Source organism: Haloferax sp. SDI50 (genome assembly GCF_059802635.1).
The window spans coordinates 248,678-263,668 of sequence record NZ_JBPULL010000002.1; the positions used below are offsets into that span (position 1 = coordinate 248,678).

The window sequence follows — 14,991 nt, forward strand, 5'->3', positions numbered from 1 at the left end:
GTATGGAGAGTGTGTCTCTCGGTATCATCGGTTGCGGAGCCATCAGCGACGTCTACTTCGAGGCGGGGAACCGCTTCGACGCCCTCGACATCGTCGCCTGCGCCGACCTCGACGCGGAGCGCGCGGAGTCGAAGGCGGACGAGTACGGCGTGCCTCGCGTCCTCCCGACGGAGGACCTGCTCACCGACCCCGAAATCGACGTGGCGGTCGTGCTCACGCCGGCGGGAACCCACGGCGACCTCGTGTCGGCCGCGCTTCAGGCCGGCACGCACGCCTACACCGAAAAGCCGCTCGCGGCGACGAAGGCCGAAGGCGAGGCGATTTTGGAGACCGCCGCCGAGCGCGGACTGACCGTCGGCGTCGCGCCCGACACCGTCCTCGGAACCGGCATCCAGACCTGCCGCGACCTCATCGACGAGGGCCGCATCGGCGACCCAGTCGGCGCGACGGCGCTCTGGTCGAACCACGGCCACGAACACTGGCACCCGGACCCCGACGGATTTTACAAGGACGGCGGCGGCCCGCTTTTCGACATGGGGCCGTACTACCTCGCGTCGCTCGTGACGCTCCTCGGCCCGATTCAGTCGGTCGCCGGGACCGCGAACACCCCGTTCGAAGAGCGCGAGATAACGAGCGAACCGCGTCGCGGCGAGCGGATTCCGGTGTCGGTGCCGACCCACGAGACGGCCGTCGTGACCTTCGAAAACGGCGCGACGGGGACGCTCCTCACGAGTTTCGACGTGTGGGAGTCGGAACTGCCGGGGTTCGAGATTTACGGTACCGAGGGGACGCTGAGCGTCACCGACCCCAACCGGTTCGACGGGACGCCTCGCGTCCACCTCAGCGACGACGACGACGGCGAGTGGCGCGAGGTTCCCGTCGAGCGCGACCACCCCGGCCAACAGCGCGGTCTCGGCCTCGTCGACCTCGCGTACTCGCTTCGCTCCGACTGGGCCCACCGGACCAGCGGCGACCTCGGGTTTCACGTCCTCGAAGCGATGGATGGCATCCGCGAGTCCGCCGAGGAGGGCGCGTACGTCCAACTCTCGGCGCAGTGCGAGCGCCCGCCGTCGGTCCCCGACGGCTTCCCGACTGATGTCGGTCCGGCGGGCGACGCGGAGTGAACTCGGGAGTGAGCGCAGGCATCGGTGCGGGAGCGAAAACGGCAGTACGGGAGCGAAAACAGATGTCGATGCCGGCGGCGGTGTCGTCGTTGGTGCTGTCGTCCGAACGGCGGTTCCAATCGGGATTTTTGCTCAGTCGGCCGGCTGTTCCGCGTCGTCCGCGACGCCGATGTCGAGGTCGTCGGTGAGCGGTTCGCTGTTCCGGTAGTCGATGCTGTCGTGGGCGTCGAAGCAGGCCGCCTCGTGGCGGTCCGACGGGCCGCTCATGCCGGCGAGGTCGGGCGTGTTCGACGTGCAGTACTCCCGCGCCTCGGGACAGCGGGTGTGGAACCGACAGCCGCTCGGCGGGTTCTCCGGGTCCGGGATGTCGATTTTCCTGACCGGCGGCGTCTCGATGGGGTCGTTTATCTCCGAGAGGCCGGAGGTCGCCCACAGGAGGCTCTTGGTGTACGGATGCTGGGGGTTCTTGATAATCTCGTCCGCCGGGCCGATTTCGACGATGCGGCCGAGGTACATGACGGCGATGCGGCCGTCGGCGCGGCCGGCGAGGTACCGGGCGTTCGCCATGTTGTGCGAGATGAAGACGAACGAGGTGCTGAACATCTCCTGGAGTTCGAGAAGCAGGTCCATCAGGTTCACCCGGAGGCTCACGTCGAGGGCGCTCACGGCCTCGTCGGCGAGGATGAGGTCCGGTTCGAGCAGCATCGACCGGACGATGACGGTCCGCTGGGCCTCCCCGCCGCTCAGTTGGTGGGGATACCGAGACGCGTAGTCGTCCGCGGGGGTGAGCCCGACCGTATCGAGCATCTGGTGGACGAGTTCCCGCCGTTCGACGAGGTTGAGTTCCGGCCGCCACTTCTTCAGCGCCGGGTTGAGGTTCTTGAATATCGTCCGGTTGGGGTCCAGCGAGTTGCCGGCGTCCTGGTGGACCATCTGGAGCGACTTCCGAATCTCCTTGTACGGGGTGTCGCCGGGTTCGAGGTCGGACTTCCAGATGTCCTGTCCGCGGAAGCGGACCGTTCCCGAGGTGGGCCGTTGGAGGCCAATCATAGCCTTTCCGAGCGTCGTCTTGCCGCAGCCGGACTCGCCGACGAGCGCGACCACGTCGTTCTCGCCGATGTCGAGCGAGACGTTGTCGACGGCGCGGACGACGCCCTTGTCGTCACCGAGGAAGCGGTCGAGGATGCCTTGGTTGCCGCCGAAGTGAACGCTCAGGTCGTCCACCCGGAGCAGGGGGTCGGCGCTCATTTCGAGACCTCCTTCTTGAGGGGAATCGTCTCGCGGGCCTCGTCCGTGTAGAAGCACGCGGCCCCGTGGTCGTCGGACACTTCCATGAGGTCCGGGTTCGTCGCCCGGCACTGCTCGTCGGCGAGCGGGCATCGGGTGTGGTACGAACAGCCCTTCGGGACGTTCAACGGGTCCGGGCTCGTCCCCTCGATGGACGCCATCTCGTCGAGGTCGGCGTCGATGTCGGGTATCGAGTTGAGGAGTTCCCGCGTGTAGGGGTGGGCGGGGTCCATGACGATATCCTGCACCGGGCCGAGTTCCAGCAGTTCGAAGGCGTACATCACCGCGAGGCGGTCGGAGATGCGCGCGACGTGGCTCAGGTCGTGCGTCACGATGACGATGGTGAGGTCGTACTCGGCTTTCAGCTCCGAGAGGAGCTTCAGAATCGACTGCTGCATCAGCAGGTCGAGCGCGGCGGTCGGCTCGTCCATCACGAGCACGTCGGGGTCGAGGATGAGGCTCAGCGCGATGAGCGCGCGCTGTTTCATCCCGCCCGAAAGCTCGTGGGGGTAGGCGTCGAGGACGCGGTCGGGTTCGAGGTGTACGTCGGAGATGAGCTGTCGGGCGCGCTCCATCCCCTCCTGAATGTCGTAGTCGTGCGCTCGGAGCGTCTCGACGAAGTGGTCGCCGATGCTGAGCGTCGGGTTAAACGAATCGAGCGCCCCCTGTACGACCATCGAGACCCGTTCCCAGCGGAACCGACGAAGCTCCTCTTTGCTCAGCTCGTTGACCTTGATGGGCTCGCCCCCCTCCGGCGGGTTGAACACCACGTCGCCGGTGAGCGTCCCGGGCGAGTCGATGGCGTCGAGCATGGAGTCCGCCAGCATCGACTTGCCGGAGCCGGACTCGCCGACGACGCCGAGCACCTCGCCGCGGCGGACGTTTATCGACACGTCGTCGAGGACCCGCGCGTCCCCGCGCTCCATCGCGAACGCGACGCTCGCGTTCGTTATCTCTAAGACGTTGTGCTCGGCCGACGGCTCGTCCCGCGTCTTCCGTTTGGTGTGTTGTGTCGCCATGGTCAGTCCCTCTCGTCGGTTCGTACGGCGGGCGAGCGACCCCGCCCGTTACGCGTGCCTATCGTCAACATATGACCGTCGTGGGAATCTATCACGTTCAATCCTACTTAACACTTTCCGCCGGCGCAGTCGTCGCGTGCCGATTCCGCGGTCTTCGGGCAGTTCGACCGGCGATACCGGCAAACTATAAGTTCGTCCGCGATGTCCGTGCTGACATGGCGCAAGCGCAGACGCGACAGAACGTCCTGTGGACAGTTCGCTCCAAATTCGGCGGTATCACCTCGGCGGTGGTTCTCTTCGGCGTGCTGCTGATTCTCTTGGGTGCCGCCCTTCAGACCGGCGTCTGGGCGGGAATGTTCGGAATAATCGGCGGATTGCTGGTATTCGTGGCAGTCGCGTTCCGGGTCCTCATCTGGGTGTACCGGCTGTTCTGATCACATCATGGTGAACCCGTAGTACACCCCGACGAGCAGGAGTACGAGTATCACGAGGCCGAGCAGGTACCGCGTCGTATTTCCTTCTTTCTCCACTTTCATGGTTGAAGTCCGTTTGATAGGTCGATAGCGCGTGTGTTAACCTTTTCCCTGCTATCGAGTGGCACGGGTACGCTCGGCGCGAAACGACCGAAAAAACAGCAACGCAAAATCGACCGACTGGGGTGTGCTCGTCAGTCCGCAGCGGACGCGGCACCGTCGCCGCCTTCCGAGCCGCCGCGACCGCCTTCCATGTCGTCGGTCGAGACGGTGGCCGCGTGGCGGGCGCGCAGACGGGGGTTGAACAGTCGGTCCGTCCCCTGCGCGAACAGTTGGAGGCCGTACGTCATCGTGACGATGAACAGTATCGGCGCGAGCAGCCAGTGGAAGCGGTCCATGCCGGACAGCGCGCCGCCGTTGCGGGCGATGTTGAGAATGACGCCCCAGTTGCTCGTCGTGAACGGCAGCACGCCGATGAAGTACAGGCCGACGGACTCCATCAGGATGTTCCGCATGGAGCCGACGGTCCCCATCGTCAGCATCGGCATGAGCCGGGACATAACGTTCTTCGAGAGGATGCTCGACGTTGGCAGTCCGAGCACCCGCGAGGCCTCGACGTGGGACTCACCGCGGATGGTGAGCACCTGCGAGCGGAGCTGTCGGGCCAACCGCGGCCAGTTGTCGATTGCCAGCACGAACCCGACGAACACCGGACTCTTCGGTTCGAGAATCACCGCGAGGACGATGACGAGCGCCAGTCCGGGAATGTTCATCATCACGTCCGTCACCGTCATGAGTACCTTGTCGATGACGCCGCCGAGGTAGCCGGACGTGACGCCGAAGAAGATGGCGAGCCCCAGCGTGAACATGGCTCCCGACAGCATCATGATGAGCATCGGGCGGGTCGCGAGCACCTGCTGTGCGAGGAGGTCGCGGCCGATGTCGTCGGTGCCGAGCGGGTAGCGCATGTTCTCCAGCGGTTGCAGGAGAATCGGCCCCTGCATCGGCCTGACCTCGGGGACGATGTACGGCCCGAACAGCCCGAGGAACCCGAAGACGCCGAGGATTATCGCGCCGACCCGCGCCCGCGGCGAGGTCCAGATGATGCGGAACGGGGTCAGGAGGCTCTGGTCGATTCGCTCTCTGATGTACTCGCCGCGCGAGAAGTCGGAGCTATCGACGTCGAAGCTCATCGCGCCGCTCGCCGAGATGCGGTCTCCTTCGATGCGGTCGTCGATGGTCTCGGTCTCGTCCGCGCCGCCGCCCCGCAGGCGGTTGAGGAAGCGCTGGAAGCGCTCGCGGTACGACCGCGAGAAGGACTCGCGCTGGGTGTGGCCGGCGCGCGGGTCGATGAAGCCGTAGGTGAAGTCGGCGATGAGCAGACCGACGACGGTGACGATGGTAAAGAGGATGACCGCCGCCATGACCGTCGTGTAGTCCCGCGCCATCGTGGCCTCGTAGAAGTAAAAGCCCATGCCGCGGTAGCGGAATATCTGCTCCATGATGACCGACCCGCCGAACAGGCTGGCGAGGCCGGCCATGAGGCCCGTGTACATCGGCAGCATCGAGTTCCAGCCGATGTAGCGCAGTTGAATCCTGCTGTCGGGCAGTCCCCTGAGTTCCGCCACGTCGACGTAGTCCTCGCCGATGATGCGGGTACAGTGCGCCCGGAATTCGAGGCCGCCCCACGAGGTCAGCGCGAACGACATGATGGGGAGCGCCGCGTGTCGCAGCACGCTGGCCATGAACTCGACGTTGAAGCCGGGCGTGAGCGCGTTATCGTACCGGCCGCCGTTGGGGAAGAACTCGGTGCCGAACCCGAGCGTGAACAGCAGCACGAGGCCGACGATGTAGTACGGGACGGCGTCGGAGAAGATGACGAAGTAGCTCCCCACGATGTCCCAGGCGTCTCCCTCGTGGACGGCGAGGAAGCCGCCGATGAGAAACACCATGATGGTGCCGATGACGAGGGCGAAAAGCGAGACGAACATCGTCCACGGGATTGCCGGCCCGAGCACGTCCCAGACCGGCTGCGCGTAGAAGATAGACCGTCCGAAGTCAAACTGTGCGACCGATACGATGTATTCGACGTACGCTTGCAGCATCGGCTTGTCCGGGTTGACGTTCGAGTACATCTCGACCATCTGGTTGAGACGAGTCGACGAAACCGCCCCTCCGGACCGCTGTCTAATCTGCGCGGCGATGTAGTCCATCGGCCCGCCCGGTATGAGCCGAACCGTCGCGAACGAGAACGTGATCGCCGCCCAGACCGTTATCAGGGCCTGCGCTATCCGGCGCACGTAGTAATTTTTCTCGACCATCCTTGCTAGTTGTTAGCTCTCATGTGTGTACTTAATCATTATGAACGGGGCTACTTTCGACCGCACTCGACCGCACCGACCTCGCCGTCGTCGCGCCCGGAGGCGAATATCTCGGCCGCCGGACGGGGAGTTCACCGCATGGCTGATACGAGTGACTGTTTCGGTGAGACGACGGGTTCTGGTTCAGGTGGCGGCGCTCGGCGCGGTCACTGCCCTCCCGCCGGGTGGAAGTACTCGGTTCCCATCTTGGCCATGTACTGGCAGTAGGAGTACTGGCCGATTTCGACGATTTCGTAGCGGTACGCCGGGTTCAGATTGTTGTTCGGCGGCTTCGTCGCCCAGTTGTCGTGGTTCAGCCAGTAGCCACCGGTGCCGCCCTCCTCGTTGATGAGCATCATCGGCAACGACTGGTTGAATATCCACGAGACTTCGGCGACTTTCTGTCTGCGCTCGTCGTCCGACATCTGCGTCCGAAGCTCGTTGAGCTTGTCGATGACGTCGACCTCTTGGAGGTCGCCGCTCGGGTCACCGATGGGGTACGGCACCTCGACCACGCGGTCCATCGCCCAGTTGTCGTTGGTCGGCAGCGGCTGTCCGGACAGCGACTCCTGTACCCTGAACGAGTTCGAGAAGCCGAGGAACGGCGGACCGGATTTCGCGCCGCCCCAGTTGTCGAACAGCAGCTCCCAGTCGCCGGACTCCATCGTCTTGCCGGCGCGGATGGTCGCCTCCTGTGCGGTCACTTCGGTCTGGAGTCCGAAGTCGTCGAGGTAGGTCTTCGCGATTTGGGCGAACCGCAGGGCCATCGGCTCCTCGTCGGAGGTCGCGGTGTAGAACCGCAGGGTGACGTTCTCGCCGTTGGGGTCCTTCCAGCGGTTGCCCGGCTTCGTGAAGCCGGCGGCTTCGAGGAGTTCGGTCGCCCGCTGTTCGTCCACGTCGCTCTCCGTGTGTGCGTACCGTTCGAGCTCCGCGAGGTCCCCGCTCGGCCAGTTCGAGTTCCCGCCGAACCAGGGCACTTCCTTGTCCTGCCCGATGCCGGACGGAATGCGGTCTTCGACCCAGTAGGTGCCGTAGTCAGGGACCCACTCGACGAGCGGCTTCCGGGGGACGATGTGGTGAATCGCCTTCCGGACGCGCGGGTCGCCGGTGATGTCGCTCTGACAGTTGAGCAGGACGCCCATCGCCCCGCTGCGCATCTGCGGCGTAATCTGGTCCTCGGAGAGGCTGTCGGCCGGCCCCCAGCCGTTCTCCTTGAGTCGGTCCCGAGCGGACTGCGACTCCGGCGGGTAGCTCACGTCGATGACGCCCTCCTGCATCGCCTTGGTCCGCTGTTGTTGGTTCGGGTAGCGGTGCCAGTCGAGGTTGTAGTCTATCATGTCGCCCGTGATTTCGCCGCTCGACCACTCGGCGTCGCTGAAGGGGCTGACGTAGTCGTCGTAGGGTTCGAAGTGCGCGACGTTCTCCTCCCCGCTGACGAACTCCCAGACGGAGTTCCCCGGAACGTTCGCGTTGTCCCAAACGTCCTGCTGAATCGCCTGCATCATCTCCTGTTGGGCGGAGGTTCGCTCCGATTCGGTGGTGGCGTCGTCGAACATCTCGGCGTACTGCCCCCAGATGTCCCGGTGCGCCCAGAGCCACGCCCGGCGCTTCATGTGACCGAACTCGAATATCTCCCGGCTGATACCGGGCTCGACGAGGTCGAAGGTGAGTTCGTACTTCCCGGTCTGCTCTACGTTCTCGTACAGGGGCTGTGCGCCGTAGCCCTTGTGGACGGTCTGCATCAGCTGACCGATTTTGAGCTGCGTCGTCACGTCCTCCGCCGTCAGGTCGTCGCCGTTGTGCCACGTGTAGGTGTCGCGGATGTTCCACGTGACCTGCCCGTTGTCGGCGTACTCCCAGTCCTTGACGACCATCCCTTTCGTCTTGTTCGACACCTTGTCGTGGACGGCCAACTGGTCGAACATCGCCCAGTACCACCGGAACGAGAAGTTTGCGGCGTTGCCGTACGGGTTGAACCGGGCGTTCGTCGGTGCGAGCGAGATGATGTGGTTGAGCGTCCGCCCCGACGACTGGCCGGTCGACTCGCCGTCGGTCGTCGTGCTTCCACCGCCACCGCCCTCGTTTTCGAGGGGCGTCGGCGTGTCTTCGTTCCCGCCCTGACTACACCCGGCCAGCGCGGCGGCCCCGGCCGTGGCACCGAAGGCGTTTCGAAGCAGACGACGGCGCGTCTGTGACGACGCGTCTTCCCATTCATCGTCGCTGATCCACTTGTCGGACTCAGCGCTGCTTTGCGAATCCATCACACAGTACTCATTACGACTATTCTATATATACCCATCGATAATGCTGATTATTTAATGACATTAGGTTTGATTGCGCGGACGCGCTTGCGACTCTGGACCGAACCGCGAGATGGTGGCCCCAAAGGACTATTATCCCGTTTTGCGAAATCGCCGGTAATGGGAACCTCAGAACGGTCGTACTTCAAATGTTGGATCTGCCGAAAGAAGATGCTGTGGACCAGCGTGCTCTCGTTCACGCTCCTCATCGTCGTGCTCGGACTCCTCGCGATGACGGGCATCGAGCGCGGGACCGCCTCGTACGTCGTCCTCATGATGGACTTCGCCCTCGCCGGCGTGCTTCTCGCGACCGTCGGCGTCGTCTTCTGGCGGTGCGGCTACCTGAGCGACGCACTCGACTGACCGACTGACTCTCGGCCCGGTCTCGTCCGGTCTGCCCGTTCCGTTTCGGTCCGTCCCGGCAGGTCTCGGTTTCTTTCTCGCCCTCGCTCTCGACTCGCGTCGCCTCCGTTCTTCATACTACAATGCCCTGCTCTCCATACCACACTGATATTTTTGGCCTATCCCTCCGCTGTCTGTTGATTTCGGCGTCGAGTACACCTCCGAGACGGCCGTTTTTGTTCGCGTACGGGGAACTCAGACCCGTCGGCCGAGCGGGCGTCCTCCCCGAACCGACGCTCTGTCAGCGCCCCGTGTCCGAAAATACCCGCTCTCAGGACTCTTATCGGCAGAACTGCGGTCGGTGGGCGTCTGTCGCTGGCCGTGACGCCGCTACAACCGTAATGCTCATTTCCCCGCGTTCTGCTCGTTTCGTTACCCGCCAGATATCACCGAAAGCGGGTCGTAGACGGCCTCAGATGTGAGCTATCGCTTCTCTTTGTTCTGTTCGCCCACGGGGAACAATTCTCCCGGTCCGCGACGCCGACACGCACTTGTGAACCCGTCGCGTTCGTCGGAACGACACCGAATGACCGGCTTCGACTACGACGACTGGTTCGGCGGCGTCCTCCGAGCGAGCGACGGGAGCGACAGTTCGGTCGCGTCCGCGGGCACCCCCGGCCGGGCGTTCGCGGCGTGGCAGGCGTCGTTCCGCGGCGAACTGCGCGATGTACTCGGATTCCCGGCGATGCGTGACCGCGCCGTCGAGGGCATCGACCCGAGGCGACGGGAGCGCTCGGGAGCGACGGTTCAACACCGGAGTTACGAGCGACAGACGTGGAGCGTCCGCACGGAACGGGGGTTCCGAGTCCCGTTCTATCTGCTCGTCCCCGACTCGGTGGACCCGCCGTATCCCGTCGTCGTCGCGCTTCACGGCCACACCGAATACGGCAAGGACCTCGCCGCCGGTGTCGCAGATGGCGAGGCGGCCCGCCGTCACATCACCGACGACCGACGGGACATCGCGCGGCAGGCGGTTCGCCGTGGCTTCGCCGTCGTCGCCCCCGACATGCGCGCCTTCGGTGAGCTAGCCCCCGACGCGGCCGACGAATCGAACGCGTCCGACGCCGTCAGCGCGTGTACGTACTGGCAGAAGCGCGCCCAACTCGTCGGCCGGTCGCTCGTCGGCGAGCGCGTCTGGGACGTGTGCCGGCTGGTCGACTTCGTCGCGGACCACCCGCCCCTCGACGCGGAGCGACTGGCCGTCTGCGGCCACTCCGGCGGCGGAACCGTCGCGCTCCTCGCGGGCGCGCTCGACGAGCGACTCGGGTGCGTCGTCGCCTGCGCGTCGGTCTGTCCGTTCGAGGACTCTATCGTCCCCATCGACCACTGCCCGTGCAACTACGTCCCCGGCCTCCGACGCCTCGGTGAGGTGTGGGACATCGCCGGCCTCGTCGCTCCGCGGCCGCTCCGCGTCGTCGCTGGCGACGCCGACCCAATTTTCCCGATTGCCGGAACGAGACGCGCGTTCGACCGCATCCGCGAGCGGTACTGCGCCGCGGACGCCGACGGCGAGTGCAGTCTCTACGTCGGCGACGGCGGCCACCGCTTTTTCGAGGCCGGCGCGTGGCCCTTCCTGCGCGGCCGGCTCTGAGGCGACCTGCCGTCTTCCTCCCATCGGGCGACCGGCCGTACTGCGCCGTGGTACACCGGCACAACGTTTATCAATTCGCTCGCGGATGCTTGAGGCGTGACTCTCGAACAGCGGAACGTGCGCGACTACGGTATCGACGACGACGATTCGTTCGACACGGCGGCGATTCAGGCGGCGCTCGACGACTGCGCCGGAACGGGCGGCGAGGTGTATCTCCCGCCGGGGACGTACCGAAGCGCCCCGCTCCGCGTCGGCGACGACACGACGTTCAGGCTGGCCAACGGCGCGGAACTCCGGTTCGTCCAGGACTTCACCGCGTTCCCGACGGTCGAGAGCCGCTGGGAGGGGTGGAATCAGGACGGCTTCCACCCGTGTCTCCACGTGGCCGACGCCGCGAACGTCACCATCACCGGCGAGGGCGTCATCGACGGCGGCGGCTCCTACTGGTGGGAGTTCGTGTCGGTACCGCCCGAGCAGTACCCCTCCGAACTCACCGAGCGACTCGAAGAGATTCGGAGCGGCAACAAACAGGACGCGGTGAGCACGTTCACGGTGCGCCCGCCGCTGCTCCAGATAGACGGCTGCGAGAACGTGACCGTTTCCGGCGTGACGCTCCGGAACTCTCCGTTTTGGAACACGCACGTGGTCTACTCCGACGACGTGACGATTCACGACGTGTCGATTCGGAACCCGCCGGACGCCCCGAACGGCGACGGCATCGACATCGACTCCTCGCGATTCGTCAGGGTCAGCGACACCCACATCGACGCCGGCGACGACGCCATCTGCCTGAAGTCCGGGAAGGACGCCGAGGGCCGCGAGGTCGGCCGACCGACGGAGAACGTCGTCGTGACCAACTGCACGGTCGAACACGGCCACGGCGGCGTCGTCATCGGGAGCGAGACGGCCGGCGACGTGCGGCACGTCACCGTCACGAACTGCACGTTCACCGACACCGACCGCGGCATCCGCATCAAATCCAAGCGCGGCCGCGGCGGGACGGTCGAGGACCTCCGGTTCGACACCATCGTCATGCGCCGCGTCGCCTGCCCGTTCGTCATCAACGGCTACTACCAGACGGACATCGACAGCGACCCCGAGCCAGTTACCGAGGCGACGCCGAACGTCCGCAACGTCGACTTCCACCACATCACCGCCGAAGAAGTCGAGTCGGCGGCGTTCCTCGCCGGCCTCCCCGAACAGCGGTTCGAGGGCATCTCCTTTACCGACGTGGACATCGACGCGACCCGCCCGTTCGACGCGTCGGACCTCTCGCCGGCGATGGCGAAGGGCTACGACCAGCGCCACGGCGTCTTCTGTAAGTCGCTCGGCAGCGTCTCGTTCCGAGACGTTCGCGTAACGGTCCCCGACGGGAGCGGGACCCCGCTGACCGCGGAAGCGAGTTCGACGGTCGTCCTTGACGGCTTCGAAGCCCAGTCCGACGAGGGGCCGGCCGTCGTGGCTGACGGCGTCGAACACCTCCGAATCGGCGGCTGCGTCGCCCCCGAGGACGGCGAACCGTTCGCGCACGTCCGCGACGGCGCGGCTGGCGCGAATGACGGGGAGTCCTCGGTGCTCCTCGCCGGCAACTACGGCGACATGGCCGAGGCCGTCGTCTCGGTGCAGCCGGAAGCGGTCGAGCGGTAGGCGACGCCCGACGAACTCGTTTTTGCGAAAAACGCTCCTGCGCGCTTCAGTCTCGGAGCGACGGCGCGGCGAACTGGCCGTCGTCGAACGCAATCGGCGAGGGTTCTTCGACCACGCGCAGGTCGTCGCGGTCGCGGGCCTCCTCGACGAGCGCCGGCGAGGCGTACAGCCGGTGGAGGTGCATGGTGTCGGCGGCGCGGACGACCCGAACCGTGTCGAGGTCGACGACGCCGATAGTCGAGAGCGCGGCGACGACGCCCGCGCGGTCGGTCTCGACCACGGGCGGGAGCTTCACGCCGCGGATGGTGCTCGCGGTGAGCGCGTTGATGAGCGTCGTCCCCGCGTCCAACTCGGCGGCGATGTCCTCGTGGACCACGTCCGCCGACCCGACGCCCATCGCGTTGCCGTGGGTCTTCTCGGTCAGTCCGCGGGTGTAGATGCGCTTGATGTTCGGTTTTTCCGGGGCCGGTTCGTTGATGGAGAACGGCCGGCGGCCGATGACGTTCGTGTCCATCCCCTGCCCGCTGATCTCCTTGCCTTGCCGGTCGAACACGACCAAATCCAGTTCCTCGAACGGGAGCTTCGGCATCAGTTCGTACGCGGTTTCGAGCAGTTCGCGCTCGCGGTCGAGGAAGCCCGACGGCGGGACGCCCTCGACCAGCGTGGTGTCGTCGTGCTGGTCTTCCACGACGGCGACGCCGCCGACGATGGGAAGCGAGTCCAAGAGCTGCTCGGTTATCTCGGGAATCATCCGCCGGAACGACCAGTCGACGGCCCACTTGTGGGCGATTTGCGCGCCGCGCTGTTTGCCCATCCCGATGACGAGCATCTTCGACAGCCCGCTTTCGACCTCGCCGTCGAAGTCGGTGTGGGGCTTGACGCGGTTGACGGGGACGATGGCGTCCGCGGCCGCGGCGTTGGCGTCGGCGACGACGGGTACGTCGCGGTCCGGCGTGCGCCCGACCTCCACGACCTCCATGCTGGACCGAATCTCGCAGCCGATTCGCGCCTCGGTGACGCCGAGTTCGTTCAGCATCTCCCGCTGTCCCTCGCCGGTCGCGCCGCCGTGGCTCCCCATCGCGGGGAAGACGAACGGCTCGTAGCCCGCCTCGGAGACGGCGGCGACGACGCCCGCGACGATGGCGGGCAGGTTCGCGATACCGCGGCTTCCGACGCCGAGTGCGACCTCGCCGCCGTCGGGAACGTCCGCAAAGGACAGCGCGGCGACGGCGTCGGCGGCCGCCGCCGGCACGTCCGCGGCCGGAATCGGGTTCGTCTCCCACACCTGTTCGATGACACCTAACTCGGGGAGCGGGGGGTTACCGCACGCTTCGAGGATAACGTCTTCCGGGACTGAGAGCCAGTCTACGGGGTTCTCGTCGCCATCTGCGTCCATGCGGGACTCGACGGCCGAGTTCGACATAAAACTGTTCGTCGGGGGGTCGCTACACGCCGAGGTCGTCGAGGACGACGCGGCGGCCCTCCTCGGAGGACCGATAGCTCGCCTCGGTGAGTTGGACGCCGCGCGCCCCGGCGGTGAAGTCCCACGGGAACGGCTCGTCGGCGACGACGTGCCGGATGAACTTCTCCCACTGAAGCTTAAACGCGTTCTCGAACACCCGGTTGTTCGGGACGCCCGTCCAGTCCTCGTAGAAGTCGTGTTCCTTCGGCGTGTCGGGGTTCCACTCCGGTTTCGGCGTGTTCGCGTGGCCCTGCGTCTTGCAGTCGCGCAGGCCGGCGACCGCGCTTCCCTCGGTCCCGTCGACCTGAATCTCGAGGAGGTCGTCGCGGTTGACGCGGACGGTCCACGAGGAGTTGAGTTGGGCGACGATGTCGTCTTCCAGTTCCATGATGGCGTAGGCGGCGTCGTCGGCGGTCGCCTCGTACGGCTCGCCGTCCTCGTCGATTCGCTCGTCGATGTGGGTCTTCTGGAGACAGCGGACGGACTCCACCTCACCGAACAGGTTCTCCAGCACGTAGCTCCAATGGGAGAACATGTCGTCGACGATGCCGCCGCCGTCCTCGGCGCGGTAGTTCCACGAAGGGCGCTGTGCCTCCTGTCCGTGCCCGGTGAACACCCAGTAGCCGAACTCGACGCGCACCGAGAGGATGTCGCCGAAGAAGTCCTGTTCGATGAGCCGCTGGAGCTTCAACAGCCCGGGGAGCCAGAGTTTGTCCTGGACGATGCCGTGTTTCACGTCGCTCTCTTCGGCCATCCCGGCCACGTCGAGCGCGGCGCTGAGGTCGCTCGCCAGCGGTTTCTCGCAGTAGACGTGCTTTCCGGCATCGATAGCCTTCATGACGCTGTCAGGGCGGCGGGGTGTTATCTGCGAGTCGAAGTACACCTCGTCGTCGCCGTCGAGACACGTTTCGAGGTCGGGGTCGACGGTCCAGCGGTCGATGCCGTGTTCCTCGCTCAGTTCGCGGAGTTTGCGCTCGTTGCGGCCGACGAGAAGTGGGTCCGGCATGACTCGTTCCCCGCTGGAGAGTTCCACGCCGCCCTCCTCGCGTAGCGCGACGATAGAGCGGATGAGATGCTGATTCGTTCCCATCCGGCCGGTCACGCCGTTCATGATGATACCTAGCTCTTGCATGGGCTAACTCGTTGCACCAATCTGCTGGTCGGAGTGTAATAACCTTTTGCATGGTTCCGGGTTCCGCCGTGAACGATTCGCGCGTCTGACCGTCGCCAGCACCGTGAACAGCCGATTCGATGCCGAATGTGAGCGCGGAGCCGGCGACGTGCGTGACTCGGGCGACTCCGATTCGAGCATGTCGAACTTTATAT

At 65.5% G+C, this 14,991-nt stretch carries 11 protein-coding genes; 5 read left to right on the forward strand and 6 right to left on the reverse strand.

Features of this window, described 5'->3' with window-relative positions:
* Positions 1-2 precede the first annotated feature (2 nt).
* Entirely contained in the window at positions 3-1,124 is a 1,122-nt protein-coding gene (locus ACSR87_RS16065; protein ID WP_498531245.1) for a Gfo/Idh/MocA family protein, read from the forward strand.
* A gap of 132 nt (positions 1,125-1,256) precedes the next feature.
* Here the strand turns inward: ACSR87_RS16065 and ACSR87_RS16070 are convergent, their stop codons facing one another.
* Both ACSR87_RS16070 and ACSR87_RS16075 read right to left on the reverse strand, forming a co-directional pair.
* A complete protein-coding gene (locus ACSR87_RS16070; RefSeq protein ID WP_498531246.1) occupies positions 1,257-2,372 on the reverse strand; it encodes an ABC transporter ATP-binding protein in 1,116 nt (371 codons plus the stop codon).
* On the reverse strand, positions 2,369-3,430 hold the full coding sequence (locus ACSR87_RS16075) for an ABC transporter ATP-binding protein (protein WP_498531247.1): 1,062 nt from the start codon (positions 3,428-3,430) through the stop codon (positions 2,369-2,371). Before ACSR87_RS16075 ends, ACSR87_RS16070 begins: the two co-directional genes overlap by 4 nt.
* A 215-nt stretch (positions 3,431-3,645) precedes the next feature.
* Between ACSR87_RS16075 and ACSR87_RS16080 the strand changes: the two genes are divergently transcribed.
* Complete coding sequence (locus ACSR87_RS16080; RefSeq protein ID WP_498531248.1) at positions 3,646-3,864, forward strand: hypothetical protein; 219 nt, start codon at positions 3,646-3,648, stop codon at positions 3,862-3,864.
* A gap of 233 nt (positions 3,865-4,097) precedes the next feature.
* Here ACSR87_RS16080 and ACSR87_RS16085 read toward each other — a convergent pair whose 3' ends face one another.
* A complete protein-coding gene (locus ACSR87_RS16085) occupies positions 4,098-6,224 on the reverse strand; it encodes an ABC transporter permease subunit (RefSeq protein ID WP_498531249.1) in 2,127 nt (708 codons plus the stop codon).
* A 206-nt stretch (positions 6,225-6,430) separates the two neighbouring features.
* Positions 6,431-8,524 (reverse strand): ABC transporter substrate-binding protein, encoded by a 2,094-nt coding sequence (locus tag ACSR87_RS16090; RefSeq protein WP_498531395.1) that lies wholly within the window; start codon positions 8,522-8,524, stop codon positions 6,431-6,433.
* 159 nt (positions 8,525-8,683) lie between these two features.
* Here ACSR87_RS16090 and ACSR87_RS16095 point away from each other — a divergent pair, with 159 nt between their 5' ends.
* From ACSR87_RS16095 to ACSR87_RS16105, 3 genes are all read left to right on the forward strand, one after another.
* Positions 8,684-8,926 carry a hypothetical protein gene (locus tag ACSR87_RS16095; protein ID WP_229722663.1) on the forward strand — a complete coding sequence of 81 codons (243 nt, stop codon included), beginning with the start codon at positions 8,684-8,686 and terminating at the stop codon, positions 8,924-8,926.
* A gap of 565 nt (positions 8,927-9,491) precedes the next feature.
* A complete protein-coding gene (locus ACSR87_RS16100; RefSeq protein WP_498531250.1) occupies positions 9,492-10,556 on the forward strand; it encodes an alpha/beta hydrolase family protein in 1,065 nt (354 codons plus the stop codon).
* A 96-nt stretch (positions 10,557-10,652) separates the two neighbouring features.
* Positions 10,653-12,203 (forward strand): glycoside hydrolase family 28 protein, encoded by a 1,551-nt coding sequence (locus ACSR87_RS16105; protein ID WP_498531251.1) that lies wholly within the window; start codon positions 10,653-10,655, stop codon positions 12,201-12,203.
* Between the two features lie 46 nt (positions 12,204-12,249).
* Here the strand turns inward: ACSR87_RS16105 and ACSR87_RS16110 are convergent, their stop codons facing one another.
* Positions 12,250-13,599, reverse strand: coding sequence for a nickel pincer cofactor-dependent isomerase, group 22 (locus tag ACSR87_RS16110; RefSeq protein WP_498531252.1), 1,350 nt, complete (start codon positions 13,597-13,599; stop codon positions 12,250-12,252).
* Between the two features lie 49 nt (positions 13,600-13,648).
* Positions 13,649-14,797 carry a Gfo/Idh/MocA family protein gene (locus tag ACSR87_RS16115; RefSeq protein WP_498531253.1) on the reverse strand — a complete coding sequence of 383 codons (1,149 nt, stop codon included), beginning with the start codon at positions 14,795-14,797 and terminating at the stop codon, positions 13,649-13,651.
* Positions 14,798-14,991: the final 194 nt, after the last annotated feature.

Excerpts from the sequence above, each read along its gene's own strand:
- ACSR87_RS16070 (WP_498531246.1), bottom strand. The coding sequence starts at position 2,372 with ATGAGCGCCGACCCCCTGCTCCGGGTGGACGACCTGAGCGTTCACTTC.
- ACSR87_RS16090 (WP_498531395.1), bottom strand. The coding sequence starts at position 8,524 with ATGGATTCGCAAAGCAGCGCTGAGTCCGACAAGTGGATCAGCGACGAT.
- ACSR87_RS16080 (WP_498531248.1), top strand. The coding sequence starts at position 3,646 with ATGGCGCAAGCGCAGACGCGACAGAACGTCCTGTGGACAGTTCGCTCC.
- ACSR87_RS16075 (WP_498531247.1), bottom strand. The coding sequence starts at position 3,430 with ATGGCGACACAACACACCAAACGGAAGACGCGGGACGAGCCGTCGGCC.
- ACSR87_RS16095 (WP_229722663.1), top strand. The coding sequence starts at position 8,684 with ATGGGAACCTCAGAACGGTCGTACTTCAAATGTTGGATCTGCCGAAAG.
- ACSR87_RS16085 (WP_498531249.1), bottom strand. The coding sequence starts at position 6,224 with ATGGTCGAGAAAAATTACTACGTGCGCCGGATAGCGCAGGCCCTGATA.
- ACSR87_RS16110 (WP_498531252.1), bottom strand. The coding sequence starts at position 13,599 with ATGGACGCAGATGGCGACGAGAACCCCGTAGACTGGCTCTCAGTCCCG.
- ACSR87_RS16065 (WP_498531245.1), top strand. The coding sequence starts at position 3 with ATGGAGAGTGTGTCTCTCGGTATCATCGGTTGCGGAGCCATCAGCGAC.
- ACSR87_RS16115 (WP_498531253.1), bottom strand. The coding sequence starts at position 14,797 with ATGCAAGAGCTAGGTATCATCATGAACGGCGTGACCGGCCGGATGGGA.
- ACSR87_RS16100 (WP_498531250.1), top strand. The coding sequence starts at position 9,492 with ATGACCGGCTTCGACTACGACGACTGGTTCGGCGGCGTCCTCCGAGCG.